The sequence below is a fragment of the Ruegeria sp. AB5 genome, from assembly GCF_056542645.1.
In genome coordinates this window covers 81,254-107,974 of sequence record NZ_JBQGAE010000013.1, presented here as the reverse complement: position 1 = coordinate 107,974, position 26,721 = coordinate 81,254, and the positions used below count along the sequence as shown (strand labels likewise).

General features: G+C 58.4%; 26 protein-coding genes, 1 tRNA gene and 1 pseudogene. 12 read left to right on the top strand and 16 right to left on the bottom strand.

The features are described 5' to 3' along the window. Nucleotides 1-8: 8 nt before the first annotated feature. The 8 genes from ACR0L4_RS18695 to ACR0L4_RS18660 all read right to left on the bottom strand — a co-directional run bounded on the left by ACR0L4_RS18695 (nucleotide 9) and on the right by ACR0L4_RS18660 (nucleotide 7,614). Nucleotides 9-2,972 carry a formate dehydrogenase subunit alpha gene (locus ACR0L4_RS18695; RefSeq protein WP_480514572.1) on the bottom strand — a complete coding sequence of 988 codons (2,964 nt, stop codon included), beginning with the start codon at nucleotides 2,970-2,972 and terminating at the stop codon, nucleotides 9-11. Nucleotides 2,973-2,978: 6 nt separating this feature from the next. Further along, nucleotides 2,979-3,188, bottom strand: a complete 210-nt coding sequence (locus tag ACR0L4_RS18690; RefSeq protein ID WP_480514570.1) for a hypothetical protein — start codon at nucleotides 3,186-3,188, stop codon at nucleotides 2,979-2,981. Nucleotides 3,189-3,276: 88 nt separating this feature from the next. Next, complete coding sequence (locus ACR0L4_RS18685) at nucleotides 3,277-3,918, bottom strand: TorD/DmsD family molecular chaperone (RefSeq protein WP_480514569.1); 642 nt, start codon at nucleotides 3,916-3,918, stop codon at nucleotides 3,277-3,279. A 128-nt stretch (nucleotides 3,919-4,046) separates the two neighbouring features. Further along, nucleotides 4,047-4,781 carry a DUF3306 domain-containing protein gene (locus tag ACR0L4_RS18680; protein ID WP_480514568.1) on the bottom strand — a complete coding sequence of 245 codons (735 nt, stop codon included), beginning with the start codon at nucleotides 4,779-4,781 and terminating at the stop codon, nucleotides 4,047-4,049. Nucleotide 4,782: 1 nt separating this feature from the next. Beyond that, a complete protein-coding gene (locus ACR0L4_RS18675) occupies nucleotides 4,783-5,319 on the bottom strand; it encodes a DUF3305 domain-containing protein (protein ID WP_480514567.1) in 537 nt (178 codons plus the stop codon). Then, complete coding sequence (locus tag ACR0L4_RS18670; protein ID WP_480514566.1) at nucleotides 5,319-6,338, bottom strand: DUF6352 family protein; 1,020 nt, start codon at nucleotides 6,336-6,338, stop codon at nucleotides 5,319-5,321. Before ACR0L4_RS18670 ends, ACR0L4_RS18675 begins: the two co-directional genes overlap by 1 nt. Beyond that, the gene (locus tag ACR0L4_RS18665) at nucleotides 6,335-6,904 is read right to left on the bottom strand and encodes a DUF6505 family protein (RefSeq protein WP_480514565.1); all 570 of its coding nucleotides are present in this window, start codon (nucleotides 6,902-6,904) and stop codon (nucleotides 6,335-6,337) included. The genes ACR0L4_RS18670 and ACR0L4_RS18665 overlap by 4 nt, the downstream gene beginning before the upstream one ends. Further along, on the bottom strand, nucleotides 6,901-7,614 hold the full coding sequence (locus ACR0L4_RS18660; RefSeq protein WP_480514564.1) for a biotin/lipoate--protein ligase family protein: 714 nt from the start codon (nucleotides 7,612-7,614) through the stop codon (nucleotides 6,901-6,903). The genes ACR0L4_RS18665 and ACR0L4_RS18660 overlap by 4 nt, the downstream gene beginning before the upstream one ends. Before the next feature lie 166 nt (nucleotides 7,615-7,780). Here ACR0L4_RS18660 and ACR0L4_RS18655 point away from each other — a divergent pair, with 166 nt between their 5' ends. Then, nucleotides 7,781-9,754: a 4Fe-4S binding protein gene (locus ACR0L4_RS18655; protein WP_480514563.1), complete on the top strand. Its 1,974-nt coding sequence runs from the start codon at nucleotides 7,781-7,783 to the stop codon at nucleotides 9,752-9,754. Nucleotides 9,755-9,899: 145 nt separating this feature from the next. Here ACR0L4_RS18655 and ACR0L4_RS18650 read toward each other — a convergent pair whose 3' ends face one another. From ACR0L4_RS18650 to ACR0L4_RS18625, 6 genes and pseudogenes are all read right to left on the bottom strand, one after another. Beyond that, nucleotides 9,900-10,088, bottom strand: a complete 189-nt coding sequence (locus ACR0L4_RS18650; protein ID WP_480514562.1) for a DDE-type integrase/transposase/recombinase — start codon at nucleotides 10,086-10,088, stop codon at nucleotides 9,900-9,902. A 70-nt stretch (nucleotides 10,089-10,158) separates the two neighbouring features. Next, a pseudogene (locus tag ACR0L4_RS18645) lies at nucleotides 10,159-10,763 on the bottom strand (IS6 family transposase). 985 nt (nucleotides 10,764-11,748) lie between these two features. Beyond that, nucleotides 11,749-11,825: transfer RNA gene (locus ACR0L4_RS18640), tRNA-Arg, on the bottom strand. Between the two features lie 64 nt (nucleotides 11,826-11,889). Beyond that, nucleotides 11,890-13,272 carry a sensor histidine kinase gene (locus tag ACR0L4_RS18635; protein WP_480514561.1) on the bottom strand — a complete coding sequence of 461 codons (1,383 nt, stop codon included), beginning with the start codon at nucleotides 13,270-13,272 and terminating at the stop codon, nucleotides 11,890-11,892. A gap of 18 nt (nucleotides 13,273-13,290) precedes the next feature. Next, nucleotides 13,291-14,709, bottom strand: a complete 1,419-nt coding sequence (locus tag ACR0L4_RS18630) for a dihydrolipoyl dehydrogenase family protein (protein ID WP_480514559.1) — start codon at nucleotides 14,707-14,709, stop codon at nucleotides 13,291-13,293. 3 nt (nucleotides 14,710-14,712) lie between these two features. Continuing rightward, entirely contained in the window at nucleotides 14,713-15,471 is a 759-nt protein-coding gene (locus ACR0L4_RS18625) for a TVP38/TMEM64 family protein (RefSeq protein WP_480514558.1), read from the bottom strand. A 268-nt stretch (nucleotides 15,472-15,739) separates the two neighbouring features. Here ACR0L4_RS18625 and rpmH point away from each other — a divergent pair, with 268 nt between their 5' ends. The 11 genes from rpmH (at nucleotide 15,740) to ACR0L4_RS18570 (ending at nucleotide 24,571) form a co-directional block, all read left to right on the top strand. Then, a complete protein-coding gene (gene rpmH / locus ACR0L4_RS18620) occupies nucleotides 15,740-15,874 on the top strand; it encodes a 50S ribosomal protein L34 (protein ID WP_005980833.1) in 135 nt (44 codons plus the stop codon). Between the two features lie 25 nt (nucleotides 15,875-15,899). Next, nucleotides 15,900-16,325 carry a ribonuclease P protein component gene (rnpA, locus tag ACR0L4_RS18615; RefSeq protein WP_480514557.1) on the top strand — a complete coding sequence of 142 codons (426 nt, stop codon included), beginning with the start codon at nucleotides 15,900-15,902 and terminating at the stop codon, nucleotides 16,323-16,325. Continuing rightward, nucleotides 16,322-16,567 (top strand): membrane protein insertion efficiency factor YidD, encoded by a 246-nt coding sequence (gene yidD / locus ACR0L4_RS18610; protein ID WP_170751776.1) that lies wholly within the window; start codon nucleotides 16,322-16,324, stop codon nucleotides 16,565-16,567. The genes rnpA and yidD overlap by 4 nt, the downstream gene beginning before the upstream one ends. Before the next feature lie 57 nt (nucleotides 16,568-16,624). Then, nucleotides 16,625-17,518 (top strand): tRNA 2-thiocytidine(32) synthetase TtcA, encoded by an 894-nt coding sequence (gene ttcA / locus ACR0L4_RS18605; protein ID WP_480514556.1) that lies wholly within the window; start codon nucleotides 16,625-16,627, stop codon nucleotides 17,516-17,518. Nucleotides 17,519-17,584: 66 nt separating this feature from the next. Next, nucleotides 17,585-19,120, top strand: a complete 1,536-nt coding sequence (locus tag ACR0L4_RS18600; protein ID WP_480514555.1) for a putative bifunctional diguanylate cyclase/phosphodiesterase — start codon at nucleotides 17,585-17,587, stop codon at nucleotides 19,118-19,120. 126 nt (nucleotides 19,121-19,246) lie between these two features. After that, the gene (gene yidC / locus ACR0L4_RS18595) at nucleotides 19,247-21,076 is read left to right on the top strand and encodes a membrane protein insertase YidC (protein WP_480514554.1); all 1,830 of its coding nucleotides are present in this window, start codon (nucleotides 19,247-19,249) and stop codon (nucleotides 21,074-21,076) included. Next, nucleotides 21,073-21,810: an MOSC domain-containing protein gene (locus ACR0L4_RS18590; protein ID WP_480514553.1), complete on the top strand. Its 738-nt coding sequence runs from the start codon at nucleotides 21,073-21,075 to the stop codon at nucleotides 21,808-21,810. The genes yidC and ACR0L4_RS18590 overlap by 4 nt, the downstream gene beginning before the upstream one ends. Further along, complete coding sequence (gene yihA / locus ACR0L4_RS18585) at nucleotides 21,807-22,460, top strand: ribosome biogenesis GTP-binding protein YihA/YsxC (RefSeq protein WP_170751786.1); 654 nt, start codon at nucleotides 21,807-21,809, stop codon at nucleotides 22,458-22,460. Before ACR0L4_RS18590 ends, yihA begins: the two co-directional genes overlap by 4 nt. A 60-nt stretch (nucleotides 22,461-22,520) precedes the next feature. Continuing rightward, nucleotides 22,521-23,384, top strand: a complete 864-nt coding sequence (argB, locus tag ACR0L4_RS18580) for an acetylglutamate kinase (RefSeq protein ID WP_170751788.1) — start codon at nucleotides 22,521-22,523, stop codon at nucleotides 23,382-23,384. Between the two features lie 18 nt (nucleotides 23,385-23,402). Then, nucleotides 23,403-24,077: a ferredoxin gene (locus ACR0L4_RS18575; protein WP_480514551.1), complete on the top strand. Its 675-nt coding sequence runs from the start codon at nucleotides 23,403-23,405 to the stop codon at nucleotides 24,075-24,077. Further along, a complete protein-coding gene (locus tag ACR0L4_RS18570) occupies nucleotides 24,074-24,571 on the top strand; it encodes a SixA phosphatase family protein (RefSeq protein WP_480514549.1) in 498 nt (165 codons plus the stop codon). The genes ACR0L4_RS18575 and ACR0L4_RS18570 overlap by 4 nt, the downstream gene beginning before the upstream one ends. A gap of 45 nt (nucleotides 24,572-24,616) precedes the next feature. Here ACR0L4_RS18570 and ACR0L4_RS18565 read toward each other — a convergent pair whose 3' ends face one another. Together ACR0L4_RS18565 and ACR0L4_RS18560 are read right to left on the bottom strand one after the other, a co-directional pair. Continuing rightward, nucleotides 24,617-25,408 (bottom strand): amino acid ABC transporter ATP-binding protein, encoded by a 792-nt coding sequence (locus ACR0L4_RS18565; RefSeq protein ID WP_480514548.1) that lies wholly within the window; start codon nucleotides 25,406-25,408, stop codon nucleotides 24,617-24,619. A 12-nt stretch (nucleotides 25,409-25,420) separates the two neighbouring features. Then, on the bottom strand, nucleotides 25,421-26,719 hold the full coding sequence (locus tag ACR0L4_RS18560; protein ID WP_170751794.1) for an amino acid ABC transporter permease: 1,299 nt from the start codon (nucleotides 26,717-26,719) through the stop codon (nucleotides 25,421-25,423). Nucleotides 26,720-26,721: the final 2 nt, after the last annotated feature.

The following is a 26,721-nucleotide window of genomic DNA, read 5'->3' as shown; positions in this document are numbered from 1 at the left end:
TTCCTCCTTTACGCCGCAGCGATCTGGCAAAGGGTCACCTTGCCTTCATGCATGCCTGTCACCGGGTCATACCCATAGGTCGTGACGGTGTTTACGCTCTCGCCCAGAACAATCGGGTCGGTGCCCTCGGGATACTTGCCGCGCTGATCTTCGCCCTGGAACCAGCCAGCAAAATGGAATGGCATGAAGGCCACTCCGGGCGCGACGCGCTCGGTCACCAGCGCCTTGACTCGCGCTTTACTGTCCATTTCGGCGCCGCGGACCCAGACCCAGCCGCCGTCGGTGATCCCACGGGCCTCGGCGTCGGCCGGATTGATCTCGACGAACATGTCCTGCTGAAGCTCTGCCAGCCACGGGTTCGACCGGGTCTCTTCGCCGCCGCCTTCGAATTCCACCAGACGGCCCGATGTCAGCACGATCGGGAAATCGGTCGCAACGTTCCGCTCAACCGCCGAGTCCTGCACGGTCCGACCGATATTCGGCACGCGGAACTGACGTCCGTCTTCGCGGGTCGGGTAGTCAGCCACCAGATCGGGGCGCGGGCTATAGATCGGTTCGCGATGGACCGGGATCGGATCGGGTAGGTTCCAGGCAACCGCCCGGGCCTTGCCGTTGCCGAAGGGGACACAGCCATGCGAGATTGCCACCCGTTGAATACCACCGGACAGATCAAGGGACCAACTGACCGAGGCCATGCGCTCAGGATCGTTCCCGCCAATCCGCTGAATGGTCGCCAGCTCTTCCGGGGTCAGTTCGCCATCCCAGCCGAGGCTTTGCAGCACGCCATAAGTGAATTGCGGATAACCGTCCTGAATATCCGAGCCAACAGGGTAGCTGCCTTCGGCCAGTAGGGTCTGACCTTCGCGATCCAGCCCAAACCGGGGACGGAATGCACCGCCGCCCTCGGCCACCGGAATGTTGGGATTGTACAGGATATGCGTTCCGGGATGCCGCAGTTCCGGCGTTCCCCAGCACGGCCAGGGCAGGCCATAGTAGTCGCCCTTGACCTCATCCGGTGCATCGTCAAAGGCGCGCAATGTGACCAGGTCGAATGCGCCCTGGTTTTGCATATGCGCCTTGAGCCGTTCCGGCGACTGCCCGGTATAGCCGGTCGACCAGCCGCCCCGGTTGATCTCTTCCAAAATGGATTCCGCGGTCGGCTCTGGACCGAACTTGCCATCGACGAGTTCGTAGTTCTTGACCATCTCGTCTGCGAAGCCAAGGCTCTGTGCCAGACGGTAGATCACGGCATAGTCATTGTCGCTTTCAAAGATCGGGTCGACAACCTTTTCGCCCCATTGCACCGAGCGGTTCGACGCCGTCCGACTGCCATCGCATTCGAACTGTGTCGAGATCGGCAACAGGTACGTGTTGTCTGTCCGGTCATGCAGCGCGGCGAAGGTCGTCGGATGCGGGTCGGCCACAACAAGCAGGTCCAGCGCGTTCATACCCTGCAGCGACGCGCCCATCCGCGGCACGGTGTTGCCGCCATGGCCAAAGACAATCATCGCCTTGATGTTATCGCGCTGATCGACTTCTTCGGCATCAAGCGTGGCGGCGTCGAACCAGCGCGTCGACGGAATGCCTGGAACGCTCATGTTCTCTTTGCGGGTACGAGCGTCGCGGCCACCCTTGGCCGGAACTTCGTCAAACCGGCTTTCCAAGAAATCATAGGGGACGTCCCAGACCCGGGACCAATGCCTCCATCCGCCCTCGGACAGGCCATAGTAGCAAGGCAGCGAACCGATATCGAGGCCGAAATCCGTCGCGCCCTGCACGTTGCAGTGACCGCGGAAAATATTGGCGCCATTGCCGGTGTTGCCGACATTGCCAGTCGCCAGAAGCAGGTTGCAGTAGGTGCGCACGTTTGCGGTGCCAACCGTGTGCTGGGTGCCGCCCATGCACCAGATGAAGGTGGCGGGTTTCTGGGTGGCAAAGGTCTGAGCCACACGTTGCAGCGTCTCGCCCGGAATGCCGGTGATGCGCTCCACCTCTTCTGGCGGATAGGCCTGCACGGCCTCACGAATTTGATCCATTCCCCAGACGCGCTGGTCGATGAATTCGGTATCTTCCCAACCGTTTTCAAAGATGTGCCACATAATGCCCCAGATCACCGCAATGTCGGTGCCGGGGCGCATCCGGATATAGTCCGTTGCATGTGCCGCAGTTCGCGTGAAGCGTGGATCCAGTACGATCACGTTGGCCCGGTTGGTCTCTTTGCCGGTCAGAATGTGCTGCAGGGATACCGGGTGCGCTTCGGCCGCGTTTGATCCCATAAAGACGATCGTCTTCGAGTTGCGTATGTCGTTGTAGCTGTTGGTCATGGCGCCGTAGCCCCATGTGTTCGCAACACCCGCAACGGTGGTCGAGTGGCAGATACGGGCCTGATGGTCCACGTTGTTGGTACCCCAGAACGCTGCAAACTTGCGGAAAAGATACGCGCCTTCGTTGGAGAACTTGGCCGAGCCCAAAAGGTAGGCAGAGTCGGCGCCGCTTTTCTCGCGAACCTCCAGCATCTTGCTACCAATCTCGTCGATGGCCTGATCCCACGAGATACGGACCCATTTTCCGTTCTCTTTTTTCATCGGGTATTTCAGGCGGCGGTCGCCATGAACAAGCTCACGTACGGATGCGCCCTTGGCGCAATGGGTGCCACGGTTGATCGGGCTTTCCCAGGCCGGTTCCTGCCCGACCCAGACGCCGTCCTGAACTTCTGCTTTCACGGTGCACCCCACCGAGCAATGGGTACAGATATTGGTCTTGACCTCGATTGGCTTGCTGTGATCGGTCGGGCCGGCTTCGGCCCGCCGCATCGTACCGCTACCTATCGTGGCGACAGCCGCCAAACCACCAACTGCAAGACCTGACCCACGAAGGAAAGAGCGGCGGTCCACGGGGCGCGCGGCTACGTTCTTGGCAAAGGTTTGGAGGCCACCACGCGCGGCAACAGAGGATCTGCGTTTCACAAGCATCGATGATCAATCCTTCTTGTAGTAGCGGTTGGTGCGGTAAAAGGCGCGCACGTGATCGGTTTCCTGATACCGTGCCTTGGTACGTTCATCGCCCAACTCTTCGGCGAAGGCCGGACGCGCTGAACCTGCCGCGACAACACCGACGGATGCCCCGGCAATTGCTCCAAAAAAGCCTCGCCGGCCCATCTCTCCGGTTTTTGTTTTCTTGTCGCGCATACGTACCTCCTTAAACCTCGTCCGACGGCTTCGCGCCGCGATAGTCCCCAAAACCGCTGAAGCATGGTTTTGAGCCACTGGCTTTTGACTAGCCACCGGCCTCTTTCCGCGCCAATTCAAAGGCGCGCATCTCAACATCGGTGAATGTTCTGCCGATCTCGGCCACAGCACGGTAGAATTTTGCGCTGGGGGCTACCGCCAGATCATCAAAGAACTGCGTTACCCAGGGCTGCAGATGTCGGGCAAAAAACCCGGCCTCACCGGCACCGCCGCATCCCAATGGGGCAGCATCAAACTCACCTGCGGCAAGTCCAGCCATCACTTCAGACAAACTGGCTATATGGTCCTCGGGTTCGAACCGGCCCTTGACGCGTTCGATCCCCATTACGGCCAAATCGCGCCGCAAATCGGCAAGCGGTCGTTCGTTCAGGAACCCGGTAATGTAGAACGAGGCATAAGGCAGCAATTCACCCCGGCCAACGCCCACAAACAGTTCAAAGAACTCGTCTTCGACGTCTTTCACGCTCACCTTGGCTGTATTTCTGGCAAGCATCCGATAGGCTTGGCCAAGTGGCGTCTGATCGCCGTCGAGACGCGACAAAGAGCTCAGCATCTCAGCGTCGGGTGGGGAATCCAGCAACCGCGCCAGAAGGGACCACTGCTGAGCCCGAAGCGAATCTATTTCTGCAAATTCGCGCGTTTGTGCGCTGACGACCTGGGTCAATGCCACTCAACTCCCCAATTGGCATTCGGCCTGAGTATCTCAGATTTTGGTGAGTTGAAGGTAGTCGCTTGGGTATGTGTCTGCCACGGGCAAAGTAGCTGATAGACAAATCCTATCAGATTTCTCGAACGAAGCTATGTCTTTGGAATTGCACCACCATGTCGAGCCGAACGTATCTGCGCACGGTTATCGGTATTCGTCGAGACGCTTGCCCCATCCTCTATTGGATCACCTAAGTCTTCGGCAGAGGCTGTTGCCGCTGGGGCGGCTGGGTCGGTGCCTCGAACGGACGATGTCTGCAGTACAGCCTCTTCATCCTTTTGATCTGCTTCGGCCCTATCTTCGGCGATTGGCGCGTCGCATTCTTCGTCTGTCACACCCTCGACAGATAGCGCCTCAGCCTGCGCGGATTGTTCGGGTTGGTCCGGACGCTCACGATTGACCAAATCTTTGACCATCTTTGTCACGCCATCGCGGTTGAGCGTCCCGCCTGCGCCAGGCACGCCTTCGGGCGCGTTCCAGTCCCAAGCGTAGTCAACCGCTGGATCGTCGTGATCCCTGATCAGCGCATTTGCCAGCCACACTTTGCGCATGGCAGCATTGCGCAATGCGCTGGGGACACCATGTTTGAGGAAGGGTTGCAGATCTGTCTGGCCCGTAACTTCGTCAATTGTGGGAAGCGAAGCCAGATACTGCTCATCAACTTCCACGCCTTCTGGCTCTGCCGCTGCGCCAGTTTTGATTTCTTGAGCGTTCTGCTCTGCGGTTTCGACCTCTCTTGCTTCGTCGGTCTTTCGCGCGGCCCGTTTTCGACGTGACCAGGCGCTGAACACACCCTCGCCATCCCTGCGCTGATCGTCCTCCGCCATGTCAGCCCTTCCCACGTGGTCCGCGACCCGAGCGCCCGCGAGTCTTCACCCAGTTCTCGTCGGGCTGCAATACGCGCGGCGCGCGCGGATCATCTGCGGACGTCGCCGGCACCCGCTTGCGCTTGTGAAACACTTCCTCGACATGATGGTCCGCTATGAAAGCGTCGAGTTGCGCCGCCAGAGATGGCGGCATTGGCAATGCTTCGACCAGACGCTCCGGATCACTGGCCAACGCTTCGCCTTCATAGGGATCAACAGTGATCACGCTGACCCGACCCCCGTCCAACGCCACCCAGATCGAGGGGCGCTGTGCGGTGAGATTGTCGATGTAGTGCCGCGTCTCGCCGGAGTGCAATGCCAGTGCATGATCGCCCATGTACGTCGTTTGTACGCCGTCCCGTTCGGACATCAGCGTACCTGCCGCCATCATCGGCAGCTCGGCGATCGCTGCGACCGGCCGCGGCACACGGGTGCTCCATTGGTTGGCGGGCGGATGTGACGCGGCAACAATGCCTACTCGAATGACCTTCTGAGGCATTAGGCGCCTTCGACGGGCGCGGGCACCGATTGCCGCGCGCCCGTCTCCACAATCGGTAGATTGGTCAAGAGGTTTTGTGGCTTGCACCGGATCACATTGTCGCTGCCCATTCCAAGCAAGAGGTAAACCGGATGTCCCTCGATACCGGGTTCGATCCCATCATAACTTGCAAATGTAAGCGCGTAGATGCCCACCAGACTGTTTTTTGGCACAGCACCATTCCAGAGCGCATTTCCGATTTCAGTACCGACCGGATCGAGACCGACGAACCATCGCAGGTCTGCATTTGGCACTTCATTCAGGGCCGTGACCCTGACCTTGCGACCCAGAAGGTGCTCAACCCATATTCCGATCACACGTCCCAAGGCATTCCTGGCCTTTGGATCGGCCCCAAATGGCAGCACCATGGAATGGGCGTCAGAGCGGCTCCAATACGTCCATCCGTTATTGTCGCCAAGAACATCAAGCGCCTCGACACCGCCTGTCATCATTGCACCAAGCGGGTTGGCGTGTTTGTCCGCCTCGATTTCCGCCACAAGTTCATCATCTGCAAGCATCAACGCGCCATCGGTGACATAGGCGCGCTGGGACCGAAAGAACAGCTCTGCTGCCCGCAGAACACGGGTGTCCTCGCACCCTTCCAGAGCGTTTCTGAGGATCAGCTGGACCAATTGGTTATAGAAGAGGACAGGCAACGCAACAGCTTCACGGACTAGCCTTAGATACCCGGCCTCGATGCTACCTTCTGCCAGCAAGATATCGCGCAGCCGCAAAAGGAAACGCCAGTTTTCCCGAGCATCCGCGTCCTCAATCGCATCAATTTCTCCTGCGGCAACCGGAGCCTTGGGCGCAGCCAGCAGCTTGGTGTGCAGCGCAAGTTCCGCGTCACATGCCTCCTGTGGCGGCAGAATTTCCGGCCGAGCCAGCCAAGCCAAGATCAACTCGTCTGTGACCTGCATGCGCGCAGACCCGTCAAGCCGCGTCAATTGGTGCCCGGAGGCGACCCAGAACTCTCTCATTGTTTCTTCTCCTCCTGGCTCAAGGTGGCCAGATCAATATCCATGCCTTCGTCGTCCTCATCTGTTTCGACAAAGTGAAAGGCACGATCATGACCTTGCAAATACCCCGCTGAGAATGCCGTTTCATCCCTTGGCTTCAGGGTGCGAAATTGCTCACGCACCGCTCCTGTTTCGTCAACACGACGATGAATCGCGATCAGCGTGCCCTCGTCATGCCCGCGACACAGCTCTTCTGACAACGCAATCTCTTCTTCAGCAGCCGGCAGCGCGACCTGCAGCCCGGGCGCCCCCAAATGCGAAACCAGTTGATGAGCCAACCCTGCAACCGCCTCGGCGCGGTCATCGCCGCGCGCTTCGCTCACGACAACCAGCGTCGACCAGCCGAAACTGGTAATCCCTAACAGACCTGAACGAAACGCGATCTGCTCTTTGCGGCTCATGCTATCCAGGGGCCGTCCAGCGAAGACAAATGTGCCGGGCACCGCCCATTCACCGGGCTCGGCTGCCGGAGCAAATATGACCCCATCAGACTTGTCCAAACGAATGGTTCGCAACAATCGGGTCACAAAGACGGACCCTCGGCACCCCGCCAAGAGGCGTTTGCGAGACCTTTGGTCAGGCTAATCACCCGACCGTCGCGAACCAATTCGCCTGCCTCACCCAATTGTCCCGCCTCGGCCAGCCTGCCGGCATAAAGCTCGGCAACGGACGCGAATCCCGAATGCGTCCAGCGGTCAAAATTCAGCATGAGATAGGAGGCAAAGCTTTCCAGAATTGCTGCGGGATCCGCAAAATCCTCTTCCTGCAGCGAGACCGAGTTGGGGCAATCACCGGCATGATCCAGATGGTTTCGATCACCGATCAATTCGACGCCCAAAACCATCCATTCGGGCGTTTCCCCATCTTTTGTGTCTGGCGCGACAGCAAGCCGCATGCCCCCCAATCGACCGGCATCGAGAACCAATTCTGTCGGCCAGCCAAACTTGACATCGCGTTCGGGCGGGCAATGCGCCGCCACCGCTTCGCCAAGCGCGACCATTCCGACGATGACAGCCTTGCGCGCCTCCTCAACCGGCATCTCAGGTTCCAGAACAACAGCAAATTCAAAGCGACCAGGCCCATCGCCACCGACGCTGTGATGCCAGGTCAAACACCCCGCACCCTCTTCCGGCGCGCGACGGCACGCGTCGTCAAATGCGCAACCAAGCGGCAGCCAGTGCGCGGTGTAGGGGGGCGGAAGGGTAAGCTCTCTGGGCGGCGGAATCTCATCCAGCACAACGGGGTCCTGACATCATGGGTTGATCTGCGAGAGACATAGAACATCTTTCCTTAACCTCAAGTGCTGGCCCCAAAGGGCCGATATCGACAACCGACCACAAGGCAACGACAATATGTACCCTGATCGCAAACGGACCGTTCTGACCTGTACATGCGAGGGGACCATGTCCCTGGACGAAACGGCACTGAACAAATCCGGTTGCGGCGGTGATCCGGCGGCAAACCAGCTTTGCCGTACCAATCTTGATCGGTTCCGCGCCGCATTGGCGATAGGTGATCCGGTTACGGTCACCTGCACACAAGAGGCGCCGCTGTTTCGCGAGATTGCCGAGGCCGATGCACCTGAGGTCGATCTGAGTTTCGTCAACATCCGTGAAACCGCTGGCTGGACGGCGGAAGCGTCTGATAGCGGGCCAAAGATGGCGGCGATGATCGCTGCGGCCGAAGTGGCACCTTCGGCGTTTTCCTACACGGCCATGGAAAGCAACGGCGTGGCGCTGGTACTTGGCCGCGACGACGTGGCCGTGACCGCGGCGCTGGATCTGGCTGAGACGCTCGACATCACCGTTCTTTTGACCCCCGGAGCCATGGTAGCGCCCCCCCGCCAAACGATTTTTCCGGTCCTGCAAGGCGAAGTTGGCAAGGCCGAAGGGTATCTTGGAGCCTTCAAGCTAACCATTGACAACTATGCCGCTCCTTCTCCGTCGTCGCGCCAGTTCCTGCAATTTGAAAACCCTAAGCATGGTGCGGTTTCACAGGCCGATCTGGTGATCGACCTGACCGGCAAGACCCCGCTGTTCCCAGCTGCGGATCTGCGGCCCGGCTATTTCCGGGCCGATCCGCGAGACCCGACTGCCGTTGCTCGACTTGTGCATAGGGCGGCGCAGATGGTCGGTACGTTTGACAAACCAGTGTTCATTGATTTCACCGCTGACATCTGTGCGCATTCCCGCAATGAAATCACCGGCTGTACAAAATGCCTGAACCTATGCCCCACCGGAGCCATAGAAACGGATGGCGACAGTGTGAAGATTGACCCAAACATCTGCGCGGGCTGCGGACAATGCGCAGCAGCCTGTCCGACAGGTGCGGCCTCCTATGCCCTGCCGAACGTCGCCACGTTGGCCAACCAACTCCGAGCAGGTCTACGCACATGGCACCAGGCGGGCGGAAAGTGGGCGCCGATGGTTCTGTTCCATGACACCGACCACGGCGAACCGCTTATTGACGCCTCGGCGCGTTTTGGCAGTGGGCTTCCAGCACATGTCATCCCATTTGCCGTCAACGAAATCTCGCAGGTCGGACCCGAGGTGATGGCCACAGCGCTGGCCTATGGAGCAGGCGCGGTCGCGTTGCTGGGCCGTGCCCGCCCCTTGCACGACCTGACTGGACTTCACGATAGTCTCGCGCTCGTCAACACAGTGTCCTCTGAAATCGGACACGGTCCCGTCAAGCTTATCGAGACCGATGATCCGGATGTTCTGGAAGACGCGTTGTCCAGTTTCCCGAAAACAGCTCGGTTCCAAAGCCCCGCCGGGTTCCTTCCGCCGGAAGACAAGCGGGGTCTGCTCGTGATGGCCTTCAGCGAAATGAACCGCAGCGCGCCGCGACCCGCCGACACCGTGTCGCTGACACCGGGCGCACCATTTGGTGCAGTTCATCTGAACAGCGAGTCATGCACGCTCTGCATGGCCTGCACGGGTGCGTGTCCGGCCAACGCACTGATCGACAATCCCGAGACACCCATGCTGCGGTTCACCGAAACGGCCTGCGTCCAATGCGGCTTGTGCGAACAGACCTGTCCCGAAAACGCCATAACGCTGAAGCCGCAGATCGATTTCAAGGCCTGGGACAATCCCCGCCGCATTCTCAAGGAAGAGCACCCCTTTTGTTGCAACACCTGTGGCAAGCCCTTCGCCACACCCACTGGCATCGAGCGCATCCAGGACCGCCTGTCCGACCACTGGATGTTTACCGGAGAAAGCGGCGAGCAGCGTTTGAAGATCCTAGAACTCTGCGAAGACTGCCGGGTCGAAGCGGTGGTCAACGAGGGTTTTGATCCCCATGACGAAACGACACGGCGCGTGCGCACAATCGAAGACGACCTGGTTGATAGAGATCGCGGAAAGCTAAACTAACGGGTCGAGAACGCAAGTCTCACGCATCGGCGTCGCCCAAACGGGCCGATGCACAACGCGCGTTTCACACTGCCAGGAAACTGAAAAGAAATGGTTGTGTTGCAAACTTATCGATAGACCAAAGTCAGCGTTATGCTAGATGCAGTTATCCCGCAATCTCAGCAAACATCCGAAAGCCAGAGGTCGTTTCAAAGGAGAATTGATTCCTCCGGATCATGTTGGCTACCTCAACGCTATCCAGTTTGGCTGAAGCCGATCTGAACGACTTGAACCCACACATGTGCTGCACCCGTCGTTTGATGAATCTGTGATCCTGCTCGATCATATTATTCAAATATTTGGACCTGATCGGGATCTATTGCAAAGTTTCTTACTGGCCAAATAGTTGGCACCGAACCCCCGGCTCATGCCGCCAGTTCTGCAAATTGACGTAACGGACAGATTCCGGGCGTAAGCTGACCTTTGCGGATCATGTGCGCCACTTCGATCCTGTCCAGTGTAGCCGTCGCGGAAGCGAAGGCCTTGAAGCCAAGCATCGGGCGGGTTCGTCTTTTGATAAACCTGTGATCTTGTTCCACGTTGTTATTTAGGTACTTCCGCCTCACCATCTCGATCGGGATCGGACAGCCAAAGCCTTTCAGCATTTTGTTGATGGCTTTGATACCGGCCGTGTTAGCTCCGCTTTTGTCGATGACGATCTTTCTCGGAAGGCCTAAAACTTTCAGCATCCGCCGAAGAATTTGGTGGCTGCGGGTTTGTTTCGACGCTGCGAAAGCATGAAATCAAGTGTCTTGCCGTGCTTGTCGACGGCTCGACAGAGATAAACCCACGCTCCTTTTACCTTGATGTAAGTCTCGTCCATTCTCCAGTAACGGTAGCACGGTCCCTTTCGCTTGCGCGCGACATCAGCAATTGTACTAGCGTATTTTGTCACCCAACGGTTCAGCGTCGAGTAATTTACCGCAACGTCACGCTCGGACATGATTTCTTCAAGGTCACGGTACGACACGCCGTATCGAAGGTAGAAGAACACAGCAAAGAGGACTACATCCTTGGGATATTGTGCGCCATTGCAGGAGATCATGAGCTGGCTTTCGACTAGTTGGGACCGAATGCCATCCACGCGCTAAACCCTAGCGCGTCAACAGCCAAAACTTTGCAACAGAGCCCTGCTCAAATCACGTTTTCCCTATCGTTTTTCTCGAAGCTAGCATTTGCCGCAAACCCGTGCAGCAAGAATGTGGGAGATCCGGGTTCGGAAGTCTGCTTTTGGCCTTTTGTGACGTTCATGCTTGAAAACGCAGCGAAGGTCGGCTTTCCTGAATGAACTGTCCTGAAGCAAGACAATCCTGAGATCCCGGTGACCAAGGTCCGCTTTCACGGTTGACTCTAAATCGCGCTGCAAAGCGGCGAATTCACACTTTCCGCCCGCCCGGCGGAGTGCTTTGCACAAGCAGAGGATTTTTCTCGCATGCAGCGAACGGCAGCAGTGTGGCCCTATTGCTTTTTGCAGTTTGACAGAATGGTACAATCGCAAATGGCGGCGGGTCCTCTTTCCCCTTACTTTCCCTTCGTGGGCCAGAGGGATTTGGACAAGCCAAACGCTCTTGGCCGTCAGGGAGAGGGCGCGGCCCTCCCCCTCGGGCAACCCCATTAGACAGGGCCGTGTCCTCGGCTGCGCCTGCGGGCCGCACCACCCCTGTCGAATAGTATTGCCTCGCCCCCTCCCGCGTTCGCCACGTAGCAGATCAGCAGGAACAGGCGGGTTCGCCGTCTGATCTGCAAATCAGCCCTGATTTCCGGAAGGGAAGTCAGATCAAACGAAACTGTCTACGGGAGTCTGAAAATTGCAGCGGCGTGTTAGTTGACTACGCAAAGGTCAAATTCAACTGATGTCCAACGTTAGGGTGCCTTCTGATGTCGAACGTTCACCTAGTTTCTGGTCCAACTATGACGGTTGGGTCAGGTTCGTGTGACGTTCAACAGGAGGCCAGTGGCGGACCGAGGAGGATTCGAACCCCCGACCCCTTGATTCGTAGTCAAGTACTCTATCCAGCTGAGCTATCGGTCCGCGTTGGTGAGGCGCTGTTTAGACCTCGGGCGGGGGACGCGCAAGCCGATTCTGCAAAAAATCTTCAAAAAGTCACGTCCCCGCGTGGAAGCGTCAATTCGAAGGTTGTGCCTTCTGATCCCGTGTCTTTCAAAACCAGATCGCCACCATGCCCGCGCACCAGTTCTTGCGATATTGCAAGACCTAAGCCCGACCCGCCTTTGCGCACTCCGCCCTGGAACGGCGTGAACAGGTTCTCGCGGGCTTTTGGCGGCAGGCCGGGGCCCGTGTCGCGCACTTCTATGCACCAGCTCGTATCCAGCTCAGAGCCCGCGATGGTCACGCGTCCGGGTTTGCCGGAGGCAACAAGAGCCTGGCGTGCATTGCGCACAAGATTCATGAGTACCCTGAACAACTGCTCGGGATCAGCCCGCACGACCAGTTCCTCGGGGACTTCGTTGAGGATTTCGACACAGGCATCTGCCACTGCAAGTTGTTCACTTGCGGCGACATCGGCGGCGATGTCGCGGACACCCACCATGGTTAGGGTGGGGGCGGGCTCTTCTGCACGACCAAAGGCCAAGGTGCTTTCACACAGCGAGACTGCGCGCGTGATCGAATTGACCAGCTTGGGGGCCATACGACTGACCAACGGATCGTCGCTGGCCTCGATCCGGTCCGTGAACAGCTGGGCCGAGGTCAGAATGTTGCGCAGGTCATGGCTGACCTTGGCCACGGCGCCGCCCAGCTGCGCCAGGCGCTCGCGCTGCTTCAGCGCTTGCGTCAAGTCGGTTTGCAGCATTTTCAGAGCTTCTTCCGCTTCGCGCAGTTCAGTCACCTTGGAGTTGGGCGAGATGATGCCGCGGGCATCTTCCGGTGCGCTGGCATAGCGCTGCATATAGCCGACAACGCTCTTGATCGGTCGCACAAGCACCACCCGGACGGCGAGAAATAGAAGTGAGGCGGTGATGATTGAAATCACGAAGGACAGGCCGAGGATACGCAGCCCGTAATCCACCATCGCCATGCGCAAGGGCATGCTGTCGATGGTGACTTCAATGAGCAGACCGGCACCTTTGACCGGTTCACCGATCACGCGGATGACCTCGTTCTCGACAGTGAATATCCGGTTCATCGCGTCCCGGATCAGACTCCACGGGCCAGCGTCCCGCAGATCAAAAGTATTGGTGATCTGCTCGGGGATGGGTGAGGAAAGCATGAGCTGCCGCACTTCGTCGCGCCGCAAGACGACGTTGTAGACCCCGGCATTGGCAAGTAGCTCTGCCTCAAGCTCGTCGGCCAGCATATCATCGGCCAGCAATGCCAGCGATGCGATCTGGGCACGCTCTAAACGGTTCAACAGAAAATCTTCACGAAAGCGCGCAATCGAAGGCACAAAGATCAAGACCTCGGCCAACATCACGAAGACCGTCGTCAGGATCAGAAATCTGCCCGACAGCGAATTCACTTTGCGCTCCTCCTCGGATCAGGGAATCCAGCGTTGGACGAAGCGGACCACCCGTTTAACTGTTTGATTCTCAAACAGCCTTGGCGAGAAATAAGCCCCCGCGACGCGTTTGTTAAGCTCTCCGATCGTCGGATAGGGTGAAACCATCGCGGCGATCTGCGCCATCTTCAGATTATTGGCCAGCGCAAGGGACCACAAGTTGATCAATTCACCCGCCTGATGCCCGACAATTGTAGCCCCTACAGGACGGCCCTTGACGACCATTACCTTGATGAAGCCTTTCGTCTTGCGTTCCGATATCGCACGGTCGTTGTGGTGATAGTCGAACCGCGCAATCTCCATCGCTCCGCCATACTGGTCGCGCGCCTGCGCCTCGGTCTGGCCGACTTGTGCCAGTTCGGGGTCGGTATAGGTGGCCCATGGAATGTGGGCCGTTTTGACCTTAGAGGGCAGGCCAAACAGAGCGGAACGGATGATGATCCCTGCGTGATACCCGGCCACATGCGTGAATTGCAGACCACCTGCTACATCGCCGATGGCATATACTTTGCGGTTGGTCGTGCGCAGGGTGTTGTCCACTTTGATGCCTGAGCGCGTTCGCTCGATCCCTGCGGCGTCCAGATTCAGGCGTTCGACGTTGGCTTTGCGTCCAACGGCCATCAGAAGATGCGTGCCCGAAAAGATATCCCCGGTCTGGGTCACGACCTCGACCCCGCCATCCGAGCCTCGGACCTGAGCGACCATTGCCTGTTCCTGAATGTCGACGCCTTCGGCACGCAGACTGTCCAGCACGATGGTGGCGGCTTCGGGGTCGTCCTTGCCCAGTGCTTTTGCACCTTCGATCACAGTAACCTTGCAGCCCAGCCGAATATGGGCCTGCGCCATCTCCATGCCGATAGGGCCACCTCCGACAATCAACAGATGATCCGGTTTGTCGCGCAGATCAAAGATGGTTTCGTTGGTGTAGTAGGGCACCGTGTCCAGCCCCGGGATCGGCGGCACAAGCGGCGACGATCCGGTTGCCAAAACAACCCGCCGCGCGGTGATGACGTTTTCGCCCGCCTGTACCTGTGTTGGAGACAGGAAAGTGCCGAACTCGCGGATCACCTTGACGCCGAACCCTTCGAACCGCTCCTGGCTGTCCATCGGCTCGATCTGGGCAATGACGTCGTGGACGTGATCCTTGGCGGCTGCATAGTCCACCTGAGGGGCGACATCAGCTACGCCAAAGGCTGCCGAATGGGCCTGCCCGTATGCCATCTTGCCGCTGGCGATCAGCGCTTTGGACGGAACACAGCCGAAATTCAGACAGTCGCCGCCCATCTTGTGACCCTCCAGCAGGATCACATCGGTACCCATCTGCGCCGCACCGGCTGCGACGGACAGACCTCCTGACCCGGCGCCGACAACCAGGATATCCGTTTTCAATTGATTCATTGGTCAGGCGTCCTTTTTGCCACGCAGGGCCTTGATGAGAATTGGCAAAGCCGCCAGTACGCACAAGCCGACAATCGGGCCGATTACAAAAGGCTCCCATAACAATGAGACATCCGGGGTCTCACCGCGATCAAAAACACCGCCCAGACCGACGCCGATCCAGGTGTAGACAATCCCGCCCGGGATAATGCCCAACGCCGTGGTGATCAGAAAGTTGCGGAACTTCACTCCGACGAGGGCAGGCACCAGATTGGCCACGAAGAATGGCACCACCGGCACCAACCGCAATAGGAACAAGACCGAAATCTCATTTTCCCGCAGGCCATCTTTCAGCTTTTTGATTGAGCCCTCAGACGATTCCAACCGTGCAGTCAGCGTTTCACCCAGACCCCAGCGCGCGGCGAGGAAGATTGCTGATGCGCCGATTGTTGCCGCAAAAACGTTGAACACCGTGCCTGCGAACAGGCCGAACAGGAAACCTCCGGTCATGGACGCAACCGCCGCGCCGGGAAGCGAAAAGGCCACGATGAGGATGTAGATCGCCACAAACGCCGCGGCCATGACCCAATAGTGACCGTCTCGCCACGCCAAAAGGGCCTCGCGATTGTCCCGCAAGGTCTCGAAAGTCAGAAAGTCCCCAAGCGTAAAGAACCCCGCCGTGGCGACGGCAAGAATCACAAGCAAGGGAATGTGACGTGCAAACCCGCTGCGCGGTGCCTGGGTCGTTTCGCTCATCTGGCTGTCCGGTTTTGGCTGTTTCATTCTGGCCCCAACATGCGCCCTCTGCCGCGCCGGCAACAGGGTCCTCACGCGGCCTTGAACTATGTGGCAGGGAATGTGAGGGTTTGAAGCAGAAAACCCGGATTCTGAAACCTTTGCGCGGGTCAGGTTACAGAATTGTTGCAAAAGCCACGAAAACCCGTGCCTTGGGGTTTGACTTACCCCCCGCTTGGCAGTAGAGGACGGGCTTCGAACACTCGGGCCAGGCGAATCCGCGCCGCACCCACCGCTATAGATTGGAGACGGAGCGATGAAACGCACCTATCAGCCTTCGAACCTGGTTCGCAAACGCCGCCACGGTTTCCGCGCGCGCATGGCCACCAAGGCCGGCCGCAAGATCCTGAACGCGCGCCGCGCACGTGGCCGCAAGTCGCTGAGCGCGTAAACCGCTCACCGATCAGGTTATGAACATGACGCCGCCGGAGGCCCCTGAGGATGGTAGTAACCAACCGAGGGTGACGCCCCCGGCGGCGTCCGTTTGCGCGCCTTGCTCTTTGACCGTTCTAAAGAAACGGTCCGATTTCCTGAAAGCTGCACGCGCGCGTCGGCAGGGCACGTCTTCTATGATGGTACAGGCCCGCAAACGCGCGCCGGACGAAGCATCCGGGATTCGGGTGGGGTTCACCTGTTCCAAGAAGGTTGGCAATGCTGTGGCCCGCAACCGTGCCAAACGCCGTCTGCGTGAAGCCGCGCGCGCTATTTTGCCTGTACAGGGCCATCCAGGTTGGGACTACGTGCTGATCGGACGTGCCGAGGTTACCGCCACGCGCGACTACAAGGCGTTGCTGGAAGACCTGCGCTACGCGCTTCGCAAAATCCACGGCTCCAAGACGTGACCCTGCTCGCGCATATCCTCGCCCTGCCCGTGCGGGCCTATCGGTTGGTCTTCAGCCCTTGGGTTGGGTTCAATTGCCGCTATCAGCCCACATGCTCGGCCTATGCGCTTGAGGCTTTGGAAAAGCACGGCGCGATCAAAGGCGCATGGCTGGCTGCACGCAGGATCGGGCGGTGTCATCCGTGGGGCGGCGACGGATACGATCCGGTGCCCGACTGCGAGAATGGCCAAGACCAAGGCTAATCTGCGACATCCGCCGAACGTCTTGCCCGGTTGCCTCAAAAGCTGTAGGGCACGCCCATGTTTGATGATGCAGACGATATCCATCCGCTGTTTGCGGGCGCGCCCTCGACGACCGAGTTCAAAAAGCTGCGCAAGCGCATCGTGCGTCAGACGCGCGAAGCTATCGAGCATTACGGGATGGTCGATGCGGCGGCCCATGACAAGGACGCCAAACCACCTCGCTGGCTGGTCTGCCTGTCTGGCGGCAAGGACAGCTATACCTTGCTGGCTGTTCTGCACGAGTTGAAATGGCGTGGTCTGCTGCCCGTCGATCTGCTGGCCTGCAATCTGGATCAGGGTCAACCGGGCTTTCCGGCCACTGTCCTGCCCGAGTTTCTAAAACGCATGGGTGTCCCACACCGGATCGAGTATCAGGACACCTATTCCGTCGTGATGGACAAAGTTCCCCAAGGCCGCACCTATTGCGCCCTGTGTTCACGCCTGCGTCGCGGCAACCTGTATCGCATCGCACGGGAAGAAGGCTGCTCGGCCGTGGTACTGGGCCATCACCGGGACGATATTCTGGAAACCTTCTTCATGAACCTCTTCCACGGCGGTCGTCTGGCCACAATGCCGCCAAAGCTGGTCAACGAAGAGGGCGACCTGTTTGTCTATCGCCCGTTGGCCCATGTAGCCGAGGCCGATTGCGAAAAATTCGCCAAAGCGATGAAGTATCCCATCATTCCATGTGATCTGTGCGGCAGCCAGGACGGTTTGCAACGCCAGCAGGTCAAACAGATTCTCGACCAATGGGAAAAGAACAGTCCGGGGCGTCGTCAGGTCATGTTCCGCGCCCTGACCAATGCGCGGCCTTCTCATTTGCTGGACCCGAAACTGTTCGATTTTGCAGGGCTTTCCGTGACTGCCGGCAAAAAAGACGAAAATTCAGATGAAATTCCGCAGCTCCGTTAACGTCTGACTCAGACTGGTCTCTTACGGTTCCTCTTGAGCGTTTGATGCCCAAGGCCCGGAATACTGATGCGGAAATCTCCTGTCTTTGATCGTTTCTTGAAACCCGTAGCCGCCGCTTTCAGCGGACCATCCGCGCTGGCCTTTCTTCCCGCGCTCAGCCTCGGGGCATTTTGGCTGGGCGGAGAGCGTGCATTGGTGTGCGTCGCACTGGGCGTGCCGCTCATGTTTGCCATCGCCGGAATTTTGGAAGCGCGCACAAGCGAAAAGGCGCATCAAAAAAGCCGTGGACTGCTACCGAATGATCAGTTCGATGCTGCACTGACAGACATATTCGAAACCGCCCGACGGCAAGGAAGCATTACGGCCTGCATATCCGTCGAAATCGATGACTATACCGAGATTGTCGACATTCACGGCCAAGCAGCCGCAACCCACATTTCCGAACAGTTCTGCAGCCGGGTGCTGTCGATGATCCGCGACGACGACATTGCCGGGCGCACGGCGAATGACGGCATCATGATCGGCTTGAACCCTTCTCAGCACTTGGACCTTGAGGCCTGCATACAGATGTCCGGGCGCATACAATCCGTTGTGGAAGACCCGATCATGCTCAATGGAACCGGAGTCTACTTGTCCTGTTCGATCGGATTCAGCTTGAACAAATCCGTGCCGGGCGACGCGCCCGCAGACTGGGTGACCGCCAGCCACGATGCCCTTGTCGAAGCCCAACGAAATGGGCCATCGACGATTCGCGCCTATTCGACCGAGACTCGGCGTCGGTCGCTGGTTCGCAGCAATCTGCGCAGGGAATTCGAAACAGCGTTGGACAATGGGGATATTCGCCCATGGTTTCAGCCCCAGATATCCACCGACACCGGGCGCATCACGGGGTTCGAAGCACTGGCGCGCTGGGAGCATCCAAATAAGGGCGTGCTGGGTCCTCAGGTCTTCCTGCCCTTCGCCGAGCAGGCCGAATTGATGGAACGTTTGGGACAGGCCATCCGACACCACGCCTTCGCCGCCATGCAGACCTGGGACAAAGCTGGCGTGATCGTTCCGCGCATCGGGGTGAATTTCTCATCAGATGAGCTGCGCGCGCCCAATCTGATCGACCGTCTAAAGTGGGAGTTGGATCAGTTCGACCTGACCCCGGATCGACTGACGGTCGAAGTTCTGGAAACCGTGTTTTCCCGTCGTCCCGATGATGTAATAACCCGCAATGTCACCGGGCTGGCCGCACTGGGGTGTTGTATCGATCTCGACGATTTCGGCACCGGTCATGCCTCAATCGCATCAATCAAACGGTTCAATGTTTCGCGGATCAAGATTGACCGCACGTTTGTGGCCAAGTCCGATCAAGACCCCGGCCAGCAACAGATGGCAAGCGCAATCCTGACCATGGCCGAACGTCTGAATTTGGAGACGTTGGCCGAAGGCGTCGAAACTCCGGGCGAACATGCGTTGATGGCCCAGCTTGGATGCGACCATGTTCAAGGGTTTGGTATCGCAAAGCCGATGCCGTTCGAAAAAACGCTGGATTGGATCGCGTCTCACAAAAGCAAGATGAAGGGCGTTCCCAAAATCGGGGGGCAAACGGGTTAAATTCAGCAAACGAGCGGCCATGAATACCTCTACGTAACGAAATGAAGGCCGATTCCGCTTGACCTTTGGGCCTGCACTCTGTTGAACCCTGCGGGTGTCTTTCACTGCTCAAGGTGGCTGTCCCCGATGGACGATCAGAACAAGAACCTCATCCTAGCAACCGCGCTCAGCTTTCTCGTGATCCTGGTCTGGTTCGTATTGTTCCCCCCGCCGGAACCTGCACCCAGCACCGAGCAGACCGAGATTTCTACATCTGACGGGACCGAGGTTCAGACACCCAGCGCCGCAGATACCGGTACAGTGGGCGAGGCGACGGCGTCAGCTGAAGAAACGCAGCCTGACGAACAAGCTCCGCGCGTCGAAATCGACACACCCCGCTTGAAAGGCAGTCTGTCGCTGTCGGGTGGTCGCATCGATGAGCTGTTCCTGAAAGACTATAAGGTTTCGATCGACGAAGGCGCACCCATTGTCGAACTTCTGTCCCCGGTCGGGTCGGAGTCTGCCTATTACGCGCTCTATGGTTGGGCCCCGGGTACAGGCCTGAGCGGAGCCGATGTGCCTGGTCCCAATACCTTGTGGTCACTGGAAAGCGGCGAAGAATTGAGCGTGGACACACCCATTACCCTGGTGTGGAACAACGACAATGGCCTGACCTTCCGCCGCACAATATCAGTGGACGAGAACTATATGTTCGAAGTCACACAAGCCGTAGAGAACAACACGCAGGCCGAGGTTGGGATGGCACCTTACGGCATCCTCGCCCGCCACGGTATCGGTGAAGATGGCGACCTGCCCGGCCTCAAGAATTTCTTCATCCTGCATGAAGGCGTGATGGTCATGGCCGACGGTGTGCTGGATGAAATCGACTATGGTGATGTGCGCGACTTTGACATCGACCAAAACGAACGCGCCCAAGCCGAGGTGTTTCAGGTCAAAGAGGGGGGCTGGGTCGGCTTTACCGATCACTACTGGATGACCACCCTGATCCCCGCCGAAGGCGCGACATTCAAGGCAGCTGCAAAATACGATGCAAGGCGCAAGATTTATCAAACGGAAACCGTTCTGCCGACCCTGCTGGTTGCGCCCGGAGCCACCGAAGAGGTCACAACCCAACTGTTTGCCGGCGCGAAAGAATGGGAAACCATCCGCGAGTATCAGGCAGAAGGTGTTCAGAAGTTCATCGACAGCATCGACTGGGGCTGGTTTTACTTCCTGACCAAGCCGATCTTCTGGCTGCTGCACAACATCAATGCCCTGATCGGCAACATGGGTTGGTCGATCATTGGCCTGACATTGATCATCAAGGCGATCCTGCTGCCGTTGGCCTTCAAATCCTACGTCTCTATGGCGAAGATGAAGGAATTGCAGCCACAGATGGAAGCCCTGAAAGAAGCCGCCGGCGATGATCGTCAGAAGATGCAGCAGGGTATGATGGAGCTGTACAAGAAGGAAAAAGTGAACCCCGCCGCGGGTTGTTTGCCGATCCTTATGCAGATTCCCATCTTCTTCTCTCTTTATAAGGTGATCTTTGTCACCATCGAATTGCGTCAGGCCCCGTGGTTCGGACCCTTCCAGGATCTGAGCGCACCAGACCCGACCTCGATCTTCAACTTCTTCGGCCTGCTGCCCTGGGCCGCGCCTGCACCCGAAAGTCTCATGGCGCTGATATTCATTGGCATCCTGCCATTGCTGTTGGGTATCTCGATGTGGCTGCAACAGAAACTAAATCCGGCACCAACCGATGCAACTCAGGCGATGATCTTTGCCTGGATGCCATGGGTCTTCATGTTCATGCTGGGCGGGTTCGCCAGTGGTCTGGTGGTATACTGGATCGCCAACAACACGATCACGTTCGTTCAGCAATATCTGATCATGCGCAGCCAGGGCTATAAGCCAGATGTGTTCGGCAATATCAGGTCCGGCTTCAAGCGGACCCCGAAGACGGATGACAAATGACCGGTGTGATTACCAGCCTCTGGCGCCATCCCATCAAAAGTCATGGGCGCGAAGCGCTAAACGACGTTGCATTGACCCCCGGGCAGACCATGCCCGGGGATCGCGTTTGGGCGGTCGCGCATGAGGCATCCAAGGCGGACGGATCGCAATGGGTTCCCTGCGCCAATTTCAGCCGGGGATCCAAAGCGCCCAGCTTGATGGCGATCTCGGCACGGCTGGAGGGCGAGACCGTTACCCTCAGCCATCCGGGCAGACCAGACTTGCGCTTTGAGCCGGATCGCGATCAGGAAACCTTTCTGACGTGGGTAGCCCCATTGATGCCCGCAGACCGGGCGGCCTCGGCCCGCATCATCCGCGTGCCCGGTCGCGGCATGACCGATAGTGATTTTCCATCAATCAGCCTGTGCAACATGGCCTCGCATCGCGCTGTCGAACAGACGCTGGGCCAGGATCTGTCGATCAATCGCTGGCGTGGAAACATCTGGTTTGACGGCCTACCCCTATGGGAAGAGTTCGACTGGCTGGGGCGCGACATTCAGATCGGAGAGACTGTCCTGAACGTGCGCGAGCGCATCACCCGCTGTCTGGCGACCACCGCCAACCCTGAAACGGGCGTGCGGGATGCAGACACATTGGGTGCGCTGAGCAATTGGGACCACCAGGACTTTGGCGTCTACGCCGAGGTGATTCAGGGCGGCATGATCAGCGTTGACGACGAGGTTCGCGTACTATGACCGCATTGCCGTTTCCACTTGTCGAAGATCCGGATGAGTTCGCGTTTGAGCGGGGGCGCAAGCTGTTCGCAGGCCCGTCCGAATTCGTCAAAGGGGTTGTGGCCATGAATGGTCTGCCAGAACCTGATCGGTTGGAGGTGTGTTTTGCCGGACGCTCCAACGTCGGAAAATCCAGTCTGATCAACGCATTGACCGGAACCAAGGGGCTGGCACGCGCATCAAACACGCCGGGCCGCACGCAAGAGATCAATTTCTTCACTCAGGGACCAGAGTTGTATCTGGTCGACCTGCCCGGCTATGGCTATGCCAATGCGCCGGTCAAAGTGGTCGAAAAATGGCAACGGCTGCTCAAGCAATATCTCAGCGGGCGCCAAACCCTGCGCCGGGCCTTTGTCCTGATCGACTCGCGCCATGGGGTAAAGCCTGTGGACGACGAAATCATGAAACTGCTGGACACCAGTGCGGTGACCTTTCAATGCGTCATGACCAAGGCCGACAAGGTAAAAGCCAAAGACCGGGACAAGGTTTTGGATCAGGTCCGCGCCGCGCTGTCCAAACACCCCGCCGCCTTCCCCGAGATCGTTTTGACCTCATCCGAAAAAGGCGACGGTATTCCAACACTGCGCTCGATCATTGCGCATCTGGAATAGCTTGGTCCTTGGCAGCATCGTTCAAAGGCCCTAACAGGGAGGGCCAGAGGGACCTTAGCCATGAAGACAAGAGACATGAACCGGGATTGGATTGCCACCGCCGCCACATTGAACAGCGCACTGCCCTACCTGCAGCGCTATGACGGGGCGATAGTCGTCATCAAGCTGGGCGGTCACGCCATGGGCAGCGACGAAGCGATGGACAGTTTCGCCCGCGACGTGGTTCTGATGCGTCAGGTCGGTGTGAATCCGGTGATCGTGCATGGTGGCGGCCCGATGATCAACGCCATGCTGGATCAGCTGAATATCCAGTCCGAGTTTGTGGGCGGCAAACGCGTCACCGACAAGGCCACGGTCGAAGTGGTCGAGATGGTCCTTTCGGGGCTCGTGAACAAACGCATCGTGCAGGCAATCAACCGTCAGGGCGGCACAGCGGTCGGCCTGTCTGGCAAGGATGCCAACCTGATGACCTGCGAGCAGACGGACCCCTCGTTGGGCTTTGTGGGGTCGCCGTCAGAGATGAACCCCAAAGTTTTGCACGACCTGTTCGCGCACGACGTCATCCCGGTCATCGCGCCACTGGGCGCTGGCACAAATGGCGAGACCTTCAACGTCAATGGCGACACCGCCGCCGGCGCCATAGCCTCGGCGCTGAAAGCGGATCGCCTGTTGCTGCTGACGGATGTCTCGGGTGTCAAGAACGCCGCTGGTGACGTGGTAACCGAGCTGAAAGCCGGTCAAATCCGCGAAATGACTCTCGAAGGGACGATTGCGGGTGGTATGATCCCGAAAACAGAAACCGCTCTGGACGCGCTGCACAGCGGCGTGCGGGCGGTGGTTATTCTGGACGGGCGGGCTCCTAATGCAGTTCTGCTTGAGCTGTTCACCGAACATGGTGCCGGATCTCTGATCCGCCCCGACTGAGCCCGCAACGGAGGAGACATGACGGAACGGCAAAACTCCTCTGGCACTAGGTATGATCACGTTGAACAGGTGGCGCGAAAGGCTGGGCTGATTGTCATGGGCGCGCTGCATCCGCGCGTGACCGAAGCCAAGCAGCTGGACGGTGGTACCCTGATGCTTTTGGGGGCCGGATCTGCGTTCTGGCCTACGCTAAAGACGGCGCCCGAATGGCAGGGTGATGATCCGGTAGACCGCTGGTCATTGCGCGTGATCGGAGAGATGGCAAAGCAGCTGGCGGCAGAGGCCCATTTTCCGTTCGGTGGCCCCCCTTACGCACCTTTCATCGATTGGGCGCTGAAATCCGGGCGCACGTTCAGTAGTCCGGTAGGCGCCTTGGTGCATGATACGGTCGGTATGATGATCTCATTCCGGGGTGCACTGCATTTCGCCGAGGAATTCGATATCCCCGAGGCCAAAGCACCCTCTCCATGTCTCTCTTGCGCGGCCCCGTGCGCACAGGCCTGCCCGGTTGGAGCCTTGAACGATCAGAGCTTTTACAATGTGGAGGCCTGCCACGGCCATCTGTCCACGCCCGAGGGGCAGACCTGTATGACAGGCGGCTGCCTGGCACGCCTCGCCTGTCCCGTTACCGCGCGCTCAGGGCGTGACCCTGAACAATCCGCTCACCATATGAGGGCTTTTCATCCATCATGACCCACACTCTGATTCTGACCCGACATGCGAAATCCAGCTGGGATGATCCAAAGCTGGACGATCACGATCGACCACTGAACAAACGCGGGCGGGCCTCGGCCCCGGCGATAGGGGACTGGCTTAGACAGAATGGCTGGATACCCGACGAACTTCTCAGTTCGAACGCGGTCCGAACGCGGGAAACCTGGGAGCGTATGGGCCTTCACGCCGAAAACGCTTATTTCGCCCGCGACCTCTATTTGGCTGGTCCTGATGAGATGATGGCGGAACTGAAGACGGCCACAGGCCGGACGGTGATGATGCTGGGCCACAACCCCGGCATCGCGCATTTTACCAATCAGATCGTCGCGTCTGCGCCCGACCACGCGCGGTTTCACGACTACCCGACCTGTGCCACCACGGTGGTCCAATTTGACATCGACCGGTGGCCCGACATCGTGTGGCACAGCGGGCAGGTTCTGGGTTTCACCATTCCACGTGAGTTGCTGGAATAGAAAAAGGCGGGGCAAAACCCCGCCTTTTCCAGATTTTGCTTCCGCTCAGTGGCCGAGAATCTGGCTGAGGAACAGCTTGGTGCGTTCGCTTTTGGGGTTGTTGAAGAACTCTTCCGGTTCGTTCTGTTCCACGATCTGACCGGCATCCATAAAGATCACGCGGTTGGCGACCTGACGGGCAAAGCCCATCTCGTGGGTCACACAGAGCATGGTCATGCCTTCTTCGGCCAGCTCGATCATGGTGTCGAGCACCTCTTTGATCATCTCGGGGTCCAGCGCCGATGTTGGTTCATCGAACAACATGATCCGCGGCATCATGCACAGCGAGCGGGCAATCGCCACACGTTGCTGCTGACCGCCCGACAACTGGCCCGGATACTTCAGAGCCTGATCCGGGATTTTCACCTTTTCCAGGAAATGCATCGCGCGCTCTTCGGCCTCTTTCTTCGGCGTTTTGCGCACCCAGATCGGGGCCAGCGTGCAGTTTTCCAGAATGGTCAGATGCGGAAACAGGTTGAAGTGCTGGAACACCATGCCAACCTCGGACCGGATCTTGTCGATGTTTTTCAGGTCATTCGACAGCTCGATCCCGTCCACGACGATCTTGCCCTGCTGGTGTTCCTCCAGCGCGTTCAGGCAGCGGATCAGGGTGGATTTACCCGAGCCCGACGGGCCCGCGATAACAATCCGTTCGCCTTGGTTGACGGTCAGATTGATGTCGCGCAACACGTGGAACGAGCCGTACCACTTGTTCATGCCGTTGATTTCGATGGCGACCTCGTCGCTCACCTGCATTTTGGAGCGGTCGATTTCGCGTTCTACTGCAAGTTCAGACATGTGTTGAACTCCTTAACGATGATCGGTGGCAAGGCGACGCTCGAGCCACTGTGAATATTGAGAGATGCCGTAGCAGACGACGAAGAACAAAAGTGCGGCAAAGCCCCAGAGTTCCCAATATACGCCGTTCCATTCGGTAGACGCTGAGATGGGACCCCGGATCATGCCCACCAGATCGAACATCGAAATGACCGACACCAGCGTGGTATCCTTGAACAGGCCAACGGCCACGTTCACGATCCCAGGGATTGAGATCTTCAGAGCCTGCGGCAGGATGATCAGGCGCATCGCCTGCGGATAATCCAAGCCAAGGCTGTCTGCTGCTTCATACTGCCCGCGCGGAAGCGCTGCCAGACCGCCGCGGATCACCTCGGCGATATAGGCAGCCGAGAACATGGTGATCATGATCACCACGCGCAGGAACAGATCGACCGTGCTTTCGGGCGGAAAGAAGAACGCCAGCATCACCGACGCCACAAACAGCAGCGTAATCAGAGGAACGCCTCGGATAAACTCGATGAAGATGACGCTCACCCATTTGATCAGCGGCATGTCGGATTGACGACCCAGAGCCAGCGCAATGCCCAAAGGCACCGAGAGCGAGACGCAGGTCACACCCAGCATCATGTTCAACATGAAGCCACCCAGATCGCGGCTGGGAACAGCTGGCAACAGCGCGTTTTCCGATGCTCCCTCGGGGATCAAGGCGGCCCCGACGTTCCACACGATCAGCGCGACGGCGATGCCCCCGAAAAAGCCGACTGCAAAGCTGTTCTTGCCCAGCTTCTGGAACACGGCAAATGCAGCCACACAGCCCAGCAGAGCGACAAGCGGCCCAAGGATGGTGCCACCCCAGATCAGCCAGAACGCCAGGAACGGGTAGATTGCAGTGAACAGCAACATCTTGCGCGGCAAATCGAAGAACAGCACCGGCGCAAACGCCACAAGCATCAGCACAAAAGCCAGGTTGGGACGCCAATAGGCATCAGCCGGGTATTTGAACCCGTAGATCAGCTGCGGCCAACGCTCTGCCAGAACGGCGAAACACGCGCCTTTTGTGCCATCCAGAATTTCACGGCACTCGGCCAGTGAGTTTGCGTTCCATACCCCGTTCAGAATCCACGGCAGAGTGTTTTTCAGCAGCAGATAAATCAGGATCAGGGACAGCACCGTGAGGATGGTGTTGGATACACCCGAAAACAGGTTGTCCCGCAGCCATTTGACGATACCCGTCTCATTTGCCGGTGGCGGTGAGGGCGGGATGGTGCCTTCGGCCACGAAAGCGATCGGATTGGTCGTTTGATCGGTCATGG

Excerpts from the sequence above, each read along its gene's own strand:
- argB (WP_170751788.1), top strand. The coding sequence starts at position 22,521 with ATGAAGACAAGAGACATGAACCGGGATTGGATTGCCACCGCCGCCACA.
- yihA (WP_170751786.1), top strand. The coding sequence starts at position 21,807 with ATGACCGCATTGCCGTTTCCACTTGTCGAAGATCCGGATGAGTTCGCG.
- rnpA (WP_480514557.1), top strand. The coding sequence starts at position 15,900 with ATGACGCCGCCGGAGGCCCCTGAGGATGGTAGTAACCAACCGAGGGTG.
- ACR0L4_RS18570 (WP_480514549.1), top strand. The coding sequence starts at position 24,074 with ATGACCCACACTCTGATTCTGACCCGACATGCGAAATCCAGCTGGGAT.
- ACR0L4_RS18670 (WP_480514566.1), bottom strand. The coding sequence starts at position 6,338 with ATGAGAGAGTTCTGGGTCGCCTCCGGGCACCAATTGACGCGGCTTGAC.
- ACR0L4_RS18680 (WP_480514568.1), bottom strand. The coding sequence starts at position 4,781 with ATGGCGGAGGACGATCAGCGCAGGGATGGCGAGGGTGTGTTCAGCGCC.
- ACR0L4_RS18565 (WP_480514548.1), bottom strand. The coding sequence starts at position 25,408 with ATGTCTGAACTTGCAGTAGAACGCGAAATCGACCGCTCCAAAATGCAG.
- ACR0L4_RS18560 (WP_170751794.1), bottom strand. The coding sequence starts at position 26,719 with ATGACCGATCAAACGACCAATCCGATCGCTTTCGTGGCCGAAGGCACC.
- ACR0L4_RS18625 (WP_480514558.1), bottom strand. The coding sequence starts at position 15,471 with ATGAAACAGCCAAAACCGGACAGCCAGATGAGCGAAACGACCCAGGCA.
- ACR0L4_RS18630 (WP_480514559.1), bottom strand. The coding sequence starts at position 14,709 with ATGAATCAATTGAAAACGGATATCCTGGTTGTCGGCGCCGGGTCAGGA.
- rpmH (WP_005980833.1), top strand. The coding sequence starts at position 15,740 with ATGAAACGCACCTATCAGCCTTCGAACCTGGTTCGCAAACGCCGCCAC.
- ACR0L4_RS18690 (WP_480514570.1), bottom strand. The coding sequence starts at position 3,188 with ATGCGCGACAAGAAAACAAAAACCGGAGAGATGGGCCGGCGAGGCTTT.
- ACR0L4_RS18655 (WP_480514563.1), top strand. The coding sequence starts at position 7,781 with ATGTCCCTGGACGAAACGGCACTGAACAAATCCGGTTGCGGCGGTGAT.
- ACR0L4_RS18590 (WP_480514553.1), top strand. The coding sequence starts at position 21,073 with ATGACCGGTGTGATTACCAGCCTCTGGCGCCATCCCATCAAAAGTCAT.
- yidC (WP_480514554.1), top strand. The coding sequence starts at position 19,247 with ATGGACGATCAGAACAAGAACCTCATCCTAGCAACCGCGCTCAGCTTT.
- ACR0L4_RS18695 (WP_480514572.1), bottom strand. The coding sequence starts at position 2,972 with ATGCTTGTGAAACGCAGATCCTCTGTTGCCGCGCGTGGTGGCCTCCAA.
- ACR0L4_RS18675 (WP_480514567.1), bottom strand. The coding sequence starts at position 5,319 with ATGCCTCAGAAGGTCATTCGAGTAGGCATTGTTGCCGCGTCACATCCG.
- ttcA (WP_480514556.1), top strand. The coding sequence starts at position 16,625 with ATGTTTGATGATGCAGACGATATCCATCCGCTGTTTGCGGGCGCGCCC.
- ACR0L4_RS18600 (WP_480514555.1), top strand. The coding sequence starts at position 17,585 with ATGCGGAAATCTCCTGTCTTTGATCGTTTCTTGAAACCCGTAGCCGCC.
- ACR0L4_RS18575 (WP_480514551.1), top strand. The coding sequence starts at position 23,403 with ATGACGGAACGGCAAAACTCCTCTGGCACTAGGTATGATCACGTTGAA.